The following is a 16,153-nucleotide window of genomic DNA, read 5'->3' as shown; positions in this document are numbered from 1 at the left end:
GCTATGAGGCTTATAGAGTCTGTCTTGTAGCTGATTTTGTCCCCCCTTCAGGTTCTGATGTTAAATTAACAATTTGATTAACACCATTTAAAGTCAAAAGATGAATTCCTTGAAAACATTGAAACACCCATCTTAATGTCGGAGAAATAGTTAACTTACCTAGTTGATTTTTGATTCCAATTTTGATTCTTTTTAAGCTATTCCTCAGTTCCCTTTGTCCGAGATTATAAACTAACAAGCACAAAGACATTAAAAATAACATTGTCTCGATTCTTTCAGGGTTTTCTACAAAGAAGCTATCGGCAAAGAATAAAGGGTCTTTCAGAAATCTGAACCCTCTCTCACAAGACTGTTGATTTTTATAATTTGTCAAAATTTCTGATGGCTCTAATTTATTATTATCCACTAAATTAGTCGCTAAAATAAATCTTCCGGCTGATTTTCTTTGTATTTCTATCTCTTCTGGTTTTTCATGACCTACTCCTTCGATTTTATAAATAGTCTTGTTATCTTTTGATTTACTTTCAATAACTTTAACTTCTTTAATTTCAAATAGCTGCAATTTTTTGTTGATTCCTTTTAGTTTATATCGGGCTGGCTCCAGAGTTTCAAAATCTTCTTTTTTTAATGATTTCAGCAATCTTTCAACTTGCTCTTTTTCTTTTTTTAGCTTTTTATCTAGCTTCTTTAAATCACTTTCTTTTCTTTTTTGGCTTTCTACTATTAGCCAAATTTGTTTAATTCCACCATAATTTACTATTTCTTCTTTCCACTTGTATCCGTCTAATTTTAGGGCTACTCTTCTCTTTATTTCTTCGGGATTTATCTCTTCTATCTCTACAGATTGAACTAGTTCTCGTGCTTTTTTAATTGTCATTGGGACTCTACTTATCCATTTTAAATGTTCAATTAATTTGAGATTTTCTTGGCTATATAATGCGCTATCACATACCATAATACTGTCAAAAACTATTTGCTTTTTAAACTCTGCTAAGATTTTGCCAAATACGGCTTTATCAGCTTCATTGCCGTCTCCCGCTCTCATTAATAATGGGATGTCTCCATCACTACTTGTTATTAAATCTAAAACACATTGTTTCAAATCTGGTCTATGGTCACGAGAATATCCTTTGGTTATAATTATTGGTCTTTCTCTGGTTATTTCTGATTCTTTTTCATGCTTCTCTTCACTTTTATATTTTCCATGTAGATGAAATGATGTTGCATCTAAATGTGAATACTTCGTATCTATTTGGAATTTTTTAATCACTAATAATACAATTTCTATAAACAAATTATTCAAACCATATTTATATAATTTATCCATGACTCTTCCAATTTTGTCGTCATTGATATAATCCCTTTTTACATCTTCTCCCAATAATATTTCGATGGCTTTATCGTCAAAAAATTGATTAAACAAATATAAAGGTCTTGATACAAATCCTAATCCATTTATTAAAATAGCTTTAACCAGTATTCCTGCTGCCATCTTCTCTCGCGGGTCTATTCCTAATTTGGAATTAATTATTTCAACTATTCCTATTTCGTCAATTAACCCACCTACTATTCCCAAGTGGTCAATATTTTTAATTTTGGCATTTTCGATTGGAGACATTTTTCACCCTCAAATATTTTTGAATTTTTTTGATTGTCTCACTTGGACTGAACCAATGTATATTTATTTTTATAAAAAGCTTGTAATCAATTTTTCCTCAGCACTTTAGCCTCACTGTCTTCGTCACACACATTTATTTCTCAATGGCGATTTACTGAAGATTTATGTGTATCCTTATTTACTCACACTCGCAAATTATTATGTAGCCTTTTGTATTACATTTTGAAGTGCGGAATGTGGGATTTACCACTCAACGAATCGCACGCTCATTTCACCCCGTAACTGGCTATGACGATTTTTATACACACTATCTACACTCCAAGATTCATAACGGGATTATACGGTTTTAAGCATGTATATTAGCGTTTTAAAGCCAAAATTTTTTAACACGGTTAAAAAATGTGTTATTACAATAGTATTACTCTTATAAAGAGGCTATTGACTTATGTACACCTTAAAAATTCGTAAAATTGGGAATTCCTTGGGTGTAACATTGCCTAAAGAAGCTCTGCAAAAGCTTAGAGTTCAAGAAGGAGACAGTGTATTTGTCACGGAAACTCCTTCTGGTGTTCATGTGACTGCTTGTAATCCTGATTTTGAAAAAGCAATGTCAGCCTACAGAAAAGTAAGCACAAAATACAGAAATGCACTTCATGAGTTAGGGAAGTGAATCAAATTTTCTGGCTAGATGAAGCAATTGTTAGAGCTATGCACGAAGACCAATTAGCACAGCATGGCGGTCTTTCTGGTGTGCGAGATAACAATTTGTTTTTAGCTAGTTTAGATAGACCTCAAAACCTTCTCGCTTATGGTGAACCAACTCCTACCATATTTGATTTAGCTGCGGCTTATGGTTATGGGTTGGCAAAAAATCATGCTTTTATAGATGGTAATAAACGGGTAGCTTTCGTAGTGATGGCTACCTTTCTTGAATTAAATGGATATTCATTGAATGTTCCAGAAGCCGAAGTGGTTTTAATAATGGAACGACTTGCAAATAGTGAAGAAACTCAAGAAACCCTATCCGCATGGCTTCAAGAAAATTCTATTGAACATTAATGAGTAAAGATTGTGATAACTAAGTTTATCGGTGATTCATCCTCAGTCTCCCACACTGGACGCAATGGCGTAGCTCCTTCAAGGGTTAGGCAATGCAATTGCCAGAGGCACAGCGCTCCGCGCTATCGCCTCCGGCGGGCGGTTACGCCATCGCTCAGACAATGGCAGCATGAACCAGTTCCAGATTAAATTCCTTTCTGCAATTAACGGCTATATTCTCTTGGTGTTTTACTGCTATCACAACGAATCGCACTACCCGATTCTATACCAGAGGAATCAGCACGGGATTGGTGCGATCGCATAATAGCTTCTGTTCAGTGGCAAAGCCCTCTCGCCCAGTTAGCAGGTCTTTGATTCTCTGCCACTGGTCATCTTGTAATGCGTATCGGCGCGTCATCGGTTTCAATAGTGTTTATTCTTTTCCAGCAGTTCTGATTCCAGTTTACCTAATTATTGCTATTTTAATTTCTTGTTATTCTCTATTATATGCACCTTCATATAAAAATGGTATAACAGCTTATTGCGCCTTTAAACTTGTATGTAAAATTTGTAAATTTTGTCAAAGTAGATTTTATAAATCAAAAACATCCTTCATACTTGAAAACAGTAATCCTACGTAAAATTTGAGGAAGGGATGCCAATGACATCTCTATTACAGCGACTAAGTGCAGAACGAAATCGTAGATTTGTAGGACGTGGACAGGAACTGGAGCTATTTCTTGATGCGATCGCATCAAGAGAATTACCTTTTCACATTTTGCACGTCTTTGGCCCTGGTGGTGTGGGCAAGACAACCCTCATGCAGCAGTTTTTGCGGTTTTGTGAACGGTCAAAAATATCAACTATCTACGTGGAAGGACGTAATATAGAAGCTGCGCCAGAATCTTTTGTTAGCACGTTACGTTCGTTGATGGGATTGAATGAATCAGATTCTCCTTTGCATCTGCTAGCCCAAAGACAAGAACGTCATGTAATTTTAATTGATACCTATGAAGCTATTGCCCAGCTAGATGAATGGTTGCGAGAAATATTCTTACCCCATTTGTCTGTTAATACCTTAATTGTGATTGCTGGACGCAATCCCCCTTCATCTGGTTGGTGTAGCGATCCAGGTTGGCAAGCTTTGATGCACACATTGCCCCTACGCAACCTTACCCCAGAAGAAAGTAAAACTTATCTCACCACACGAGATATTCCCACCACACAACACCAGGCGATTCTAGAATTTACCCACGGACATCCTCTAGCATTATCTTTGGTTGCTGAGGTGTTTGCTCAGGGAAAAGAAATCTCTTTTCAAGCAGAATCTGCTCCCAATGTTGTGAAAACACTGTTGTCAAGATTCATAAAAGAAGTACCAACGCCCTTACACCGTATGGCTTTAGAAGCTTGTGCGGTGATCCGGCTGACTACCGAAGCTGCACTAAATCAAATATTGGCTGTGCCTCAAAATACTTTGGCTGGTGCAGCTGACTCTTTAGGGGAAATACTTGATGTTCACAATTTATTTGAGTGGTTGCGCGGACTGTCGTTTATCGAATCAGGACAATTGGGTTTATTTCCCCACGATTTAGCACGCGAAGTTTTAATTGCTGACTTGCGTTGGCGTAATTCGGAATTACATACTGAATTACACCACCGAGCGCGTCAATATTATACTAAACGACTAGGACAAACCCAAGGGCAAGAAAAACATCGAGTGCTACTTGATTATATTTTTTTGCATCGGGATAACTCGGCGATTCGCTCCTGTTTCACTTGGGGTGAGCAAAGTAGTTTATTGACAGACTCACTACGGGAAACTGACAAAACCGCACTGCTGGGGATGGTGGCAGAATACGAAGGCGAAGAATCAGCAAAAATAGCAAAGCATTGGTTGAAGCGCCAACCGCAGAATGTAGTAGTATTTCGTGACTTGCACTCCGAACCTGCGGGATTTGCAATGATGGTGGCATTGCAGACAGCAACTGTTGAAGATTTGAGTGCAGATCCGGGCGCTCTTGCATCTTGGCAATATCTCCAAACCCATGCACCATTACGCCCTAGCGAAGGCGCAACTATTTTCCGCTTCTGGATGGCGCGGGACACCTATCAAGCTGTTTCCCCCACCCAAAGTTTTATTTTCATTAATTTTGTGCAGTATTTTCAGAAAACACCGGGGTTAGCATACACCTTCCTACCTTGCGCCCAAGCAGATAGTTGGACAGTAATGTTGAACTATTTCGACTTAACACGACTTTCTGAAACTGATTTTACAGTTGGGGGAAGACACTATGGTGTTTATGGGCATGACTGGCGAATTGTGTCACCTGCCGCATGGAAGGAAATTTTGGCACGAAAAGAAGTGACAACTGCGGGAGAATCTGGAGATAATACTCCAGTCGGTGAACCTCTGTTAGTTCTTAGTCAGCCAGAATTTGTGGAGGCGGTGCAGAATGCGTTACGTAACTTTAGTTGTCCCGATGTATTACAGAATAATCCATTAGTGCGATCGCGATGCGTACAGGAAATACTCTGGCGCTTAATGTCAGAACAAGTTGCCACAAAAGCAAGTATGAGTGAGAATCCTTTGGACAAGCAACTCTCCCAGCCGCCGGACTCTGGGCATCTACGCGATGCCTGGGTTGGGCAAAGCCAACGCGTTAAGGTTTTACAAAATCTGGTGAAACAAGCAGTTGAATCCTTACAATCATCCCCGCGTGATGAAAAACTCTACCGCGCTGTTTATCGAACTTATTTAAATCCCGCACCCACGCAAGAACAAGCAGCTGAGTTACTAGATTTGCCTTTCAGTACCTATCGCCGTCATCTGAAAGCTGGGATGACAAGAGTTACAGATATTTTATGGCAAAGAGAAATTAGCTAATCAGCGAAAATTACGAGTGCGGAGTGCGAAATGATTTCGTGAGGGAGGATTTCAAAGACTCAAATTCAGCCAAAAAAGTTTTTCAGCCTGTGACAAGCTAATTTCAAAGTAGCCTATTATGCACAAAGCAGTTATTAAAGAAATGAAGATAAATCGTTTCATATTTTCCTCAAAATAAGATTTTCTGAAAAGCTCATCATAACTATAGGACTCATATTTGATTTTTGATAGCTTGCGTGGCGTAGCCATACAAAACTCCGTACACCTAAATTCCCTGAGACCCTTTTGCGTATTGCTTTTTGGCTTTTATCTGACTACGTAAATAATTTCAGATATCAAACCGGATTCCTATAGCAATGAATTAGATAGACTACGACTATCCTTAGTTATTACTACTTTTGGGAGTTTAGATTCAATCATTAACGGGTGATTGCCCGTTAAGTTAATACCAATTCTCAATTAAGTAAGTGGGTGCTAAAATTTTCCGCTATGTAACAGAATATAAAATCGACAAAACCGTTGCGTATCGCTAAAGCGAAAGCTACGCTAACGCGGAGCGTGACCGCTTCCAATACGGTTCGGTTAACCAAAAATCCCAATTTTTAGAATGCCAAAAGGTTGATTATTACATTCCACTTTTGAAAATAATGTCCATTATTAACCTTATCCGAACCGTATTGTGACCGCTTCGGTCTTATGCTTCATTTCACTTCGTTCCATTCACAATGACCTTTTTTTGAATTGATTTGACATACATTGAGATTTTCACACCGGCCTACTTAATTTGCACTTAATATTTATTCAACGTAGACGCGGAGCAGCTTGCTGCAACAGCCAAGTACGCCAACAAAGGAATTAGTTATTAAGTGCAAGTTTACATAGAATTGGTATAAGTAATGAATCTAGATGATTCATTCGGAGGTTAGTTGACAGATTTTAGCTTTTTCAGTTTGCGCTTTAGTATGAAGCTGCTACCAAAAATACCAAAGGCTACTGTGCTGGCGATTGAAGAAGGTTCGGGGACAGAGATTGAAGAAGGTTCAAAGACAAGTGTAATATTGCCAGGGCCTGTGATGGTATTGGTAAAAGTACCAAAACTGTTATTGCTATTGTCAAATCCAGTAGTGACTAAAAAGTATTGATTATTGGCAGTTAAGTTCAAGCCACTAAAACCAGATGTGCCTTCATCGGGAAAAGGATCATTCCCACTGAGTAAATTATCTAATGGAGTAGTTGGATTGAAGCTGTTCTGGTACAAGAACTGGATGCCCAAAAAATCTTGAGAACCTACAACATCATAAGAGCCAGTAGTATCAACTAAGAAAAGCTGGCTGTAATAAGGAACGGCGGTGCCATTACTAGAAAGTGATGTGGGTGGGTTTGTACCACCTTCAAACCCTTCCGTTTCAGGACGGTTAAAAGTTGGTGCGTTTGTTGTGTCACCCGAATATGAAATGGTGGATGCCTCAGATGGCAGGATAACACTTACAGATAGAGCGATGGCAGCAGAGGCAATAGGGATTGAACGTTTTAGCGATTTTTGCCAAAAATTAAATGAACGCTCACTTTTAAGTTTGGCTGTTTGTGAAAATTTGGTAGAGCGATGAGATAGATTGTTGTCTGAGAGGATGGATTCTTTGAGTGCTTGTGACATATAGTTATTCAACGGTTATTTTTACAAAACTGAGTGTTTTTGTCTGAACACTTTCATTTAGTTCCAGGGATGAGCGAGTAAAGCTTGTGAAGTAATGCCTAAGCCAATTATGGTGATACATAAGGCGCTGGCCACAGGTAACATTTTTATCTTGGGTATCTGGAATGACAAATGCTCAAATCGATCTTTGGCGTAAACCAGTATTAAGCCGATTCCAGTTAGCACTGCTGCTAGACCTAAGCTAAAGGCAGATACCAGCGCTAGTCCAAAGCCAATTCGTCCCATTGCGATCGCACTCAGCAACACTACTAAGGCTGAAGGACAAGGTAACAAGCCGCCTGAAATTCCCAGCGCTAGTAGGCTAGACCACTTCATGGAAGTTACATCACCGTGAGGCGGTAAATGTGAATGCTCATGATTGTGGTGATAGCGAAGCGGTAGCGAGTCATCGAGCGTCTGGTGATCATGCAAGTCGTGGCTGTGTTGATGACTATGTACATGGTCGTGTGAATGAGAGACCTGAGTCCCTTGCCATCGATTGATCAACAAATTCAGACCAATTACAGTTACCAGTACACCAGAGAGTACGCTTAACCAAGGGTACAATTGCTCTGTCAAAATAAACTGGGATGTGCCAAGAGTGACCAGCCCCAGAGCAAATATGCCAGCAGTATGGGTAATCGTCATAATCAGCCCCAGGAATAAGGCGTGTTGGGCTTTACTACGGGAACCCACCAAATAAGCACCGACTATCGTTTTTCCATGACCAGGGGACAGAGCGTGTAAACCACCCCATAAAAAGGCGATCGCTAGAGCTATGAGGATAGTCAGGAAATTATGATTTTCCTGGGTAATTAGGCTAGTGAAGACATCGTTGCTTCTTTCGGTTAAAGCATTATCTAAGCGGCTGGATGATTTAACAGACGCTGGAGGCGCTTGTTGACTCGATGTCAGAGATGGATTGAGTTTAAAGTCAATCCGACGCTGGTCGAGAGGACTGCTAAGTAACTCAGTGGGGTAATCTCTCAAGCGGTTGGTGATACTCAAAGAGGTGAAATCACCTTGAATGGGAACGCCATTTGCAGCGACAGTAATTTCACGCCAGCCTAAGCGCTGTGGATAAAACTTATCTTCAAATATTAATTGATTCGCGCCTACTAACTCCCCTGTCCCTTGAAAGTTACAACTCAGCCGCAGTGTAGATAATCCTCCTACACCTGGAGGAAATTCGACTGTTGATTTGATCAAAGACAGTGCTAAAGGCTGTTTATCGATCAACAGTTCTAGGTGCGAGTTGACTTCCTGACATTTTTGATCAGGGTATTGAACCGTCTCTACAGGTTCAGCTTTGCGGTTGTGATTAGTATCTAAGTGATTAATCTCCTGAAAAGCAGGAATCTCTGCCATGTCTAAAACATAATCAATTCCCACCCCATCGGTTGCTACCTGCACACCTGCGTAATGATTGATGGTGAAATTCCCTAAAGGATGGGCATCCGCCTTCGGCATCCAAAATAAACATATTGCGATGATTGCAGTAATCCCAGCCAAGTAATGTAGTAGCTTTTTCATAAAGAACTCCCTATAACGTTAGGAGTGGAAAAAGAGACAGAGGGTACTAAGTTAGCCAAGACTTGACGAGCTTCATCAGCATACTTGTGATGAAATTGAGGATTGAGGCTAACAGCTTGAGTTAGGCGCTTGATTGCTGACTCACGATTACCTAAGTGAAGTGCAATCATGCCAGCATGGAATTGCAGCAAGGCATCCTCTGTTCCAAAGCGAGTTGCCCTTTGTGCTGCCCTTTGCGCTTCTTCCCATTCCCCATTAGCCGCAGCTGCCCAAGCCAAGGTATCCTCTGCATATACGTCGTCTCGCACTGCTACTTCACTACGGGCAATCTGTAGCGCCTCTGGTAAGTGGATTCCATGTTCAGTGTAGTAGACAGCCATTGCGCGATCGTAGATTCCTTTAACCTTACTCAGGTAAGCGACTACCCCGATTAAATCTTCAGTTTCAGCTGCGCCTTCCTGGTCTCCCAGAGCTAGTTGAGCATCAGCCTTATACCCCAGCGTTTCTACCAACGGCATCAGTTCTATACCCTGGTTGGCGATATTTAGAACATCCTGCCAGCGATGCTGTGCCGCATAGAGGCGGGCCAGTCCTATAAACGCAGCTATATGCCGTGGGAAGAGGTCCAAGCTCTCCCGATATCGCTGCTCAGACAGGGCAAAATCGCCGGCTGCAAAAGCAAGATCCCCAGTCCGCACATGAAACCAAGCACGAGTTTCTGCGCTCGTCGTGTAGAAAGAGTCCATCTCCTGCATAGCCTCATCTAGCAGTTGTCGCGCTGAGGCTAGATTGCCAGTTAACTCTAAGTAACGAGCTAAAACCGCGTTATGCCCAGAGTTCGATTCTTCCTCAGCCAGGTTCTGCAATAGTTGATGAGTTGCTTCATAATCACCCAACTCCATCTGAATGGATGCCCTCAGCGAGATAATATTGGGATTATCACCAGATGAATTATTTAACACATTTAAAGCTGATCGAAACTGATGTTGAGATAGTAAAGCTGATGCTAGGAGCATGGAAGAAACCTGATTATGGCGCGGCTGTAGTGCCAGGGATCTACGTGCCGCTTGTTCTGCTCGTAACACATCTTCCACATCTGCCATTTCTCGAAAGCGCCTCAAATATTGGTCAGCCAAGAGACGTAACAATATTGAGGAATTGGGAGATTGGGCAACTTGCTCTTCATAGACGCTGATAATATGCGATCGCTCTAAATAATCGGGGAAGACTAAATCTGACGGCTGAACTGGTAATATCTGCCTGGAAGTAACACTCAGCAGTTGCACAGCAGAGGAATATGTGTCTAACTTACCATTGGTGTAGCCTAAACTTAGCGCTTGTGTATCACAGGGTCTTAGTAAAACCAGTAGGCTAGTCAGCACTAACACCCATAGTATTCGTAGATACATAAACCTTACAAAGGATTGCCTAAATAAGGGAAGGCAGAAAGAAAGTTAGCATTATTAGGCCCAACATTATCGCTAGTCAGGTCTGGAAATTGACCCGCAGTAATCCCTGTAACTGCATCACCAAAGACAACAGATGCTGTGACATCAATTACGTCATCTTTTGGTCTTCTACCACCAAAGTTGTTGCCTAACTGAGAACCAAAATAACTACCACTGGATTTAGAAAGGTCGGCTTGGATAACATCAGGAATCGCTACCGAGATAACTGCATCAGCTATACCTTGAGGTCTACCGATGGCGTTGACAAAAGCTTTAATGAATTGGGATTGACTACTAGCGTCTTTGGTTGGTGTCTGAAGATTACTATTATTATGAGCCTTGAAGTCCATAAAAAGTTCATTCAGAGCCGGAACTGCTAACCGCTCAATCTGAGCAAAATTCCCGTTTGTGAGTCTAGGGGTTTTTACACTCGTTGTCATCCAAGTACCAATCTTTCCACTACCAAGTAGTTGCCTGGGTAGCTCGGCAATAATTGAGTGGACATTGAATGGGGCTAGGGTGTCTTGTGCTTGTCCAGGTGGTCTGAAGGAAAGGACTTGGAACGGAGGACTAGGATTAGGCTGTAAAAGATAATTGCGATCCGGAATGATTTTGAAGAACTGTTCCAAATCGAAAAAGAACGGGTCTTTGCGTGTGCCAACAAAGAACTTCATGCCGTTATGTGTCGAAAATGTTTGGTTGAGTTGCCCTGTCCAACTTACTGGCAGCAAAGCTGACTCTGTTCCTACTTTGATAGGACTACTTGGGCCTCGGACTGTAACAGTTTGGTTATTGCTTGTGCCATTGACATTGAATTGGAGTACAACATCTTCAATACTGTCGCCAGTGTTATCAATCTTGAACTGATAAAGAACATTTGGATCGAAGGGCCTCATTTCACCAGAAACGATCAGAGGGTCGAAATCCATGACTAAAACCACATTGTTGGAGTCTGTCGGACTCTCAAACACATACAAATCTGTGAGATCCGCAGCAGTCAGCTTAGTGGCCAGAAAAGTTGTGTCCTGGTGGTCTGAAGCCAAAGCTTTAGGGGTTGCATAGCTTAGGACTACGAGCAAAATAGCGACAAATGCCACTATGGGACGAAAAAAACGAGTAACTTTATTCCAATATAGCGATCGTTTGATGTAAAGAAATATCATATTTTGGACTGCTTTATCTATGAGTAACCTGCTTTCAGTTGGTATAAAAGAGGTGATACTCCGAGCATTTATTCTCATAGTTGCCCTCCTTGAGGTGTTCAGCTTCTACAGTTGGTGTGGAAATAGTAAATTGATTTGTATTTCAAAAAAGACTGCGGCTATTACCGAAGCTCTCCACAGCTTATTTGCTCCTACTACTCACTTTCCAGACCAAAAATTGCTCATTTCTTGCTCACTTTTCTGAACCTATCCCACTAATGTAAAAATGTGGTAATCTACTCATCATCGATAGTAAGGCGTATCACTTGATGGCTAGACGTTTTGTTCGCGAAGCGTTCCGCAGGAAAGGATTGAGCGACCTGGAATGGAAATTGTTTGAGGAGATATTTCCCAAAGAGCCAGAAAAACGTGGAAAAGGAATGCCTCATGGGGGTTTTGACGGTGAGCCGTTCATGCAATGGGTGTCAAGTTAAGGCAGAAGTCCAGATGTCAAGTGACCTAGCAGCCGTTCGTCGGTGTCGTTGACGAACGGCTTTGACCAGACCCATAGAACGATAATATTCCACAAGCCAAGGAATAAGTTGTAACTCTGGGTTAAAATCTCTGAGGCGTATTGAGTAACTATAATGACCAACCTGAACTACAGTAATCAGAACTTGCAAAATTGCGACTTCAAAGGGCGGGACTTGACTGGTGCTGATTTCAGTGGTTCAGACTTGCGGGGGTGCAACTTTACAGGAACAACCTTAATTGGAGCCAACTTTCAGAAAGTCGAAACGGGACAAAGTAGCCGCCAGTTTAATATCTTAATTGCTGCAACTATCATTGGTTCATTTGTTTTACTGGGCTTCAGTATAATTGTAGCCCAGGTGTCACTTATTTTTTTGAGCAACCTATCAGATAATTTCCTCCGCTTCTTTCGCGGTGCAATCCTATTATTAGTGCTGCTGTTACAGCATTTTATCCGAGAGCGTATTACCTTCCTCTTTCCACAACTTACAAGCTTCATGGGCATTGTAGCCACTGCTGTACTCTTTGCGGTAATGGTGACGTTGACAGTTGGGCTGACATTTGTTAGCTTCTTTAGTCTCATTAATGGAGAGGTAATGCAGGGCTTTTTCCTCTTAGTGCTGATGGTGATTTTGGCGATGTTGACCTTGCTTATTTTCCAATGGCTGGTCGAATCTATCCACAGTCATCCCGGAACATCTTTTAGGAAAGCCAACTTAACTGATGCCGACTTTAGTTATTCCGATGTAAACAATACAGATTTTTCCCGTGCTGTCTTAACAGGAATCTGTGTCTTTAAATGGGTGATTAATCCTGATACTCGATTTGCTAATGTTTATTGTCAATATGTTTATTTGGAACCAACCCAACAAAATCGGCAACCTGCTGAAGGTGATTTTACAGCCCTTCCGGCTATTAGGCAATACAGTTTTTCTCCTTGTCCCTCTCCTATCATAACTTTCAGCTTTTGGGATGTACCTCATAGCTGCCGGAAGTGCTGTAAACCAGGTGAGTTGGAATTGGTACTAACAAAATTCATGAGATGAATTTGACACTCTCAGGTCTAAAGACGCTGAGATAGCCTAGGCTTGGCATTTAATTTAATATCAGCTTGAAGTTGCCACTATCCCAATAACGAAATATGTTAGAGCTGCAACAATCAAGATACCTGAAGCGAGCCAGGTAAACTTTCGATTAAATTCGATAAAATCTGCCAACAATTTTTCTGCTTTTGGATCATTGAGAGGCTCATGATGTTTGGCAAAGTCAATCAAAGGCTTGAATTTATTGGCCTTAGAATAAAATAAACCGAAATCAGGTTTAATCCCAATTCGTTCATAAATTTCGGGGTAGAATCTCTCGAAATAGGACATAAGTTTGTTATACCGTTTTAGGTAAACGACATTAAGACCCATGATGATGGCAAACAAGCAAATCATTCCTGGGATGAGTACAACCGGAATTTTGGTTCTTCCAATCTGAATTTGTTTATCCAGAATTGATACAACTGTGAGATGATCCATTATTTATTTTCCTATTAACTGAGTTAAACGGCTTGAATTGGCTGTTTCCTTGTAAATCAGCTATAACTATATCTCTATTTTTAGGGCGTGTAATCCAACCCGTTCCCGCCCCCAAATCCTTATCCCATAAAAATCTCCAGCATTTTACCCCACTGACTGTGATCGCTTCCATTTCTCCAAAAAAGGGGGTATCATTTTTTTGATGGGGGAGTGTTCAAAAATCATTGGGGGGATAGTTGCTACGGTTTTTTGTGTAAGCTTATCCAGAATTAGTATTCCCCTTTGTCTCCAAGCCACCCAAATAAAATAATTAATCCTTTCAGTGCGAAACAAAACGCAATAATACCAAACAAAATAAAAACAACTTGATGATGATTAATACTGTTTTGTCGAGGTTAATGATGAGTTCGATTTTTAGCGTCTTGATTGCAATTATCATTGGAGGTATCGTTGGATTACTAGCAAGGACAATCTCTCGTCACAAACATCTGACAATTTTACCTGCTATCATGGGAGCGTTTTTCGGCACAATGCTGATTGCTATGCTGCCTATATTGTCTAAACCAGGGTTATCAGGTGGTGGGGGACTTGGAGCGCTAACAATAATTCAAATGGCTATATTCTTAGTACCTCCAGGAGCAGTTTGTGGAGCAGTAGCAGGTACTATTTGCGGACTCAAGCTTTCTCAAAAGCTCAAAGAGCAAGCGTTTCTAGTGATGCTGGCTGTAACCTATAGCATTATAGCGATTACTATTTATACCAGATTTACATTGTATTGCAACACTAACCCTTGGGATAAACAGATGATTTGCGAAGCACAAACAATGCTATTTTATTTCGCCTAAAAATTGGGTAGAGCGATGACGCGGAGCGCCCGCCGGAGGCGATCGCATTATACTGGTTTTACCTACCGCGATCCTGACTTTTCACGGGATGTGGAAGTGCGATTCGTTGAAGGGACACGTTGTAAATAAATGTTTTAGTATGTAAAATAAATTACCTTATTGGTGATTCAGTCTCAGTCTCCCACACTCGGGGCGATGGCGTAGGAGTAAAAGTAGCGAAAGTGACATGAGCCGCCATGTAACGTCTGAAAGTATTGCTACGAAAGGTTTACAAAAATCAAATGGCTCTATGAACTGAAAATCGTTGAAAACCCTGGTTTTTGCCGTACCAATTGACCTTTAACTGAACCGTATTGGATAATAAGGCAGTTTTGTAATTTTGTAATTAGGTTGAATATGCTGGCGCTGATTGCCTCCAACCTGCTAAGTAAGCTTCTTGAGGTAAATTAGCATACACGGGTTGCTTTGTTATTGCTAACTTTTCTAAAAGTCGGGCTGCTGTATCGGCGGCATTATAATTAGCGAACTCAGTTTTCATATATTGTGCTTTCTGCTGATAACGATTGTCCGATAAAATTTTCATCACAGCATCACGAATTTGTCTTGGTTTGGGGGTGGCTGTTTTTAAATTAATTCCTACACCAGAATAGGCAATACGGTTGTTGACTTCTGGTTTATCTTCTGTCTGACCGCCAGAAACAATGGGAACGCCATGCGCCAGAGCAACTGTTACGCCCCCATATCCACCATTGGTTACGTAAACACAAACATGAGGCATCAATTTAGTAAAGGGGATAAATGAGGCAATACGTCCATTAGCAGGCAAGTTGAACTTTAACTTATCCTGACTTTTGCCACCTGTAGTCGTGACAATGAGTACATCTTCGTTAGCTAAAGCTTGAAGGGTTGGTTCAATTAATTGCTGCGTTTGTGTAGCAACAGTACCTTGTGTTACTAGTAAAACAGGTTTATTAGTATTTATTACCTCATTCCACCATTCGGGCATTTGTGCGTCCAGTGGTGAATTAGGCAGTAAGGGGCCAATGAAATGTACTGTGGGTGGCAAGTCGGTGCGGATATACTCAAACGACGGCACAGATGGTTGCAAATACAGCCAGGGAGAAACGGTAGGACCAAACCGGAAAGGTTCAAAACCAATGGTTTTAGCCAACTGATTGAAATACTTTTGGACATCGGCAAAGAAAATCTGGTCACTTAACCAGTACAAAGCGGCATTGCGCGCTTGTCCTAATTGAGAATAAGTAGGCAACATCCCTAAGCCAAAGGGTGGCACATCACAACTGGGTAGACCAAGCACACTGATATTGAGATATGCCCAAGGTATATCCAGTTTCTCGCCTAAGATTTTCACTGCTACAACTGCGGGATCTGCCAGTAGTACATCTGCCTGAAAATTTGACAAGATCGTTTCTAAATCTTGTAAGTGTCCTGGTATTGGATCGATAAACAAGTGTTTGAAGTCAAACTTTAACTGTGCTAGACCTGTCAAAGCCGCACGTTTAGGAAAATATTTGTTGTAGTCACCATCGCCATAGTCAAAAGAATTGGTTATGGGTAGAAAACGCGCCCCTGTGTTTTCTACTTGCGACTGAAAATATTTACTGGCATACCAAACAACTTCGTGTCCGCGCTCAATTAATTGTTGCGCTACAGGTTGCATTGGCGCAACATGACCAACAAACGGTAGGGTAGATAAAAGAAATTTTGCCATTGAGCGATCACTCCTTTAAAACAATGAACAATAAACAGTCATGGGTGATTAATCAGTCAACAAAAAAGTTTTCCCAAAGAACGCCAAAGAATGAGCGAAATTATTTCAGATAACTGTTGATAATTTCTTCTCACTTTCTTCGGTAATTGTCACCTATTTATAG

General features: G+C 41.0%; 14 protein-coding genes. 5 read left to right on the top strand and 9 right to left on the bottom strand.

From position 1 onward, the window contains the following. Window positions 1–10: 10 nt before the first annotated feature. A complete protein-coding gene (locus tag ACM0OW_RS23715) occupies window positions 11–1,618 on the bottom strand; it encodes an IS1634 family transposase (protein WP_414552905.1) in 1,608 nt (535 codons plus the stop codon). 445 nt (window positions 1,619–2,063) lie between these two features. Between ACM0OW_RS23715 and ACM0OW_RS23710 the strand changes: the two genes are divergently transcribed. Continuing rightward, window positions 2,064–2,288, top strand: a complete 225-nt coding sequence (locus ACM0OW_RS23710; RefSeq protein ID WP_323215045.1) for an AbrB/MazE/SpoVT family DNA-binding domain-containing protein — start codon at window positions 2,064–2,066, stop codon at window positions 2,286–2,288. Then, window positions 2,285–2,677: a type II toxin-antitoxin system death-on-curing family toxin gene (locus tag ACM0OW_RS23705; protein WP_414552904.1), complete on the top strand. Its 393-nt coding sequence runs from the start codon at window positions 2,285–2,287 to the stop codon at window positions 2,675–2,677. Before ACM0OW_RS23710 ends, ACM0OW_RS23705 begins: the two co-directional genes overlap by 4 nt. Before the next feature lie 262 nt (window positions 2,678–2,939). On the opposite strand, the gene ACM0OW_RS23700 is transcribed toward ACM0OW_RS23705, so the two are convergent. Continuing rightward, on the bottom strand, window positions 2,940–3,074 hold the full coding sequence (locus tag ACM0OW_RS23700) for a hypothetical protein (RefSeq protein ID WP_414552902.1): 135 nt from the start codon (window positions 3,072–3,074) through the stop codon (window positions 2,940–2,942). Between the two features lie 243 nt (window positions 3,075–3,317). On the opposite strand from ACM0OW_RS23700, the gene ACM0OW_RS23695 reads away from it, so the two are divergent. After that, window positions 3,318–5,543 (top strand): AAA family ATPase, encoded by a 2,226-nt coding sequence (locus ACM0OW_RS23695; protein ID WP_414552901.1) that lies wholly within the window; start codon window positions 3,318–3,320, stop codon window positions 5,541–5,543. A 922-nt stretch (window positions 5,544–6,465) separates the two neighbouring features. Here the strand turns inward: ACM0OW_RS23695 and ACM0OW_RS23690 are convergent. The 5 genes from ACM0OW_RS23690 to ACM0OW_RS23670 form a co-directional block, all read right to left on the bottom strand. Next, the gene (locus tag ACM0OW_RS23690) at window positions 6,466–7,197 is read right to left on the bottom strand and encodes a hypothetical protein (RefSeq protein ID WP_414552899.1); all 732 of its coding nucleotides are present in this window, start codon (window positions 7,195–7,197) and stop codon (window positions 6,466–6,468) included. A gap of 57 nt (window positions 7,198–7,254) precedes the next feature. Further along, window positions 7,255–8,769, bottom strand: a complete 1,515-nt coding sequence (locus ACM0OW_RS23685) for a nickel/cobalt transporter (RefSeq protein ID WP_414552898.1) — start codon at window positions 8,767–8,769, stop codon at window positions 7,255–7,257. Next, entirely contained in the window at window positions 8,766–10,178 is a 1,413-nt protein-coding gene (locus ACM0OW_RS23680; RefSeq protein WP_414552896.1) for a tetratricopeptide repeat protein, read from the bottom strand. Before ACM0OW_RS23680 ends, ACM0OW_RS23685 begins: the two co-directional genes overlap by 4 nt. A 5-nt stretch (window positions 10,179–10,183) precedes the next feature. Continuing rightward, window positions 10,184–11,458, bottom strand: a complete 1,275-nt coding sequence (locus tag ACM0OW_RS23675) for a DUF4331 domain-containing protein (RefSeq protein WP_414552895.1) — start codon at window positions 11,456–11,458, stop codon at window positions 10,184–10,186. A gap of 386 nt (window positions 11,459–11,844) precedes the next feature. Then, window positions 11,845–12,042, bottom strand: a complete 198-nt coding sequence (locus ACM0OW_RS23670) for a hypothetical protein (RefSeq protein ID WP_414552893.1) — start codon at window positions 12,040–12,042, stop codon at window positions 11,845–11,847. Here ACM0OW_RS23670 and ACM0OW_RS23665 point away from each other — a divergent pair. Beyond that, the gene (locus ACM0OW_RS23665; protein ID WP_414552891.1) at window positions 12,037–12,936 is read left to right on the top strand and encodes a pentapeptide repeat-containing protein; all 900 of its coding nucleotides are present in this window, start codon (window positions 12,037–12,039) and stop codon (window positions 12,934–12,936) included. The two genes, ACM0OW_RS23670 and ACM0OW_RS23665, sit on opposite strands and share 6 nt — an antisense overlap. Before the next feature lie 60 nt (window positions 12,937–12,996). On the opposite strand, the gene ACM0OW_RS23660 is transcribed toward ACM0OW_RS23665, so the two are convergent. Continuing rightward, window positions 12,997–13,413: a hypothetical protein gene (locus tag ACM0OW_RS23660; RefSeq protein WP_414552890.1), complete on the bottom strand. Its 417-nt coding sequence runs from the start codon at window positions 13,411–13,413 to the stop codon at window positions 12,997–12,999. A 398-nt stretch (window positions 13,414–13,811) separates the two neighbouring features. On the opposite strand from ACM0OW_RS23660, the gene ACM0OW_RS23655 reads away from it, so the two are divergent. Beyond that, window positions 13,812–14,258 carry a hypothetical protein gene (locus ACM0OW_RS23655; RefSeq protein WP_414552888.1) on the top strand — a complete coding sequence of 149 codons (447 nt, stop codon included), beginning with the start codon at window positions 13,812–13,814 and terminating at the stop codon, window positions 14,256–14,258. Between the two features lie 385 nt (window positions 14,259–14,643). On the opposite strand, the gene ACM0OW_RS23650 is transcribed toward ACM0OW_RS23655, so the two are convergent. After that, a complete protein-coding gene (locus ACM0OW_RS23650; RefSeq protein ID WP_414552887.1) occupies window positions 14,644–15,990 on the bottom strand; it encodes a glycosyltransferase in 1,347 nt (448 codons plus the stop codon). Between the last annotated feature and the right edge of the window lie 163 nt (window positions 15,991–16,153).

This window comes from Anabaena sp. CCY 0017 (assembly GCF_963920885.1).
Classification (GTDB): domain Bacteria; phylum Cyanobacteriota; class Cyanobacteriia; order Cyanobacteriales; family Nostocaceae; genus Nodularia.
Note: the sequence above shows the minus strand (reverse complement) of the source record. Positions and strands in the feature narration are given on the sequence as shown.

What these genes read in the sequence shown, in the direction of transcription:
- ACM0OW_RS23715 (WP_414552905.1), bottom strand. Translation starts at nt 1,618, where the DNA reads ATGTCTCCAATCGAAAATGCCAAAATTAAAAATATTGACCACTTGGGA.
- ACM0OW_RS23710 (WP_323215045.1), top strand. Translation starts at nt 2,064, where the DNA reads ATGTACACCTTAAAAATTCGTAAAATTGGGAATTCCTTGGGTGTAACA.
- ACM0OW_RS23700 (WP_414552902.1), bottom strand. Translation starts at nt 3,074, where the DNA reads ATGACGCGCCGATACGCATTACAAGATGACCAGTGGCAGAGAATCAAA.
- ACM0OW_RS23695 (WP_414552901.1), top strand. Translation starts at nt 3,318, where the DNA reads ATGACATCTCTATTACAGCGACTAAGTGCAGAACGAAATCGTAGATTT.
- ACM0OW_RS23690 (WP_414552899.1), bottom strand. Translation starts at nt 7,197, where the DNA reads ATGTCACAAGCACTCAAAGAATCCATCCTCTCAGACAACAATCTATCT.
- ACM0OW_RS23685 (WP_414552898.1), bottom strand. Translation starts at nt 8,769, where the DNA reads ATGAAAAAGCTACTACATTACTTGGCTGGGATTACTGCAATCATCGCA.
- ACM0OW_RS23680 (WP_414552896.1), bottom strand. Translation starts at nt 10,178, where the DNA reads ATGTATCTACGAATACTATGGGTGTTAGTGCTGACTAGCCTACTGGTT.
- ACM0OW_RS23675 (WP_414552895.1), bottom strand. Translation starts at nt 11,458, where the DNA reads ATGAGAATAAATGCTCGGAGTATCACCTCTTTTATACCAACTGAAAGC.
- ACM0OW_RS23660 (WP_414552890.1), bottom strand. Translation starts at nt 13,413, where the DNA reads ATGGATCATCTCACAGTTGTATCAATTCTGGATAAACAAATTCAGATT.
- ACM0OW_RS23655 (WP_414552888.1), top strand. Translation starts at nt 13,812, where the DNA reads ATGATGAGTTCGATTTTTAGCGTCTTGATTGCAATTATCATTGGAGGT.
- ACM0OW_RS23650 (WP_414552887.1), bottom strand. Translation starts at nt 15,990, where the DNA reads ATGGCAAAATTTCTTTTATCTACCCTACCGTTTGTTGGTCATGTTGCG.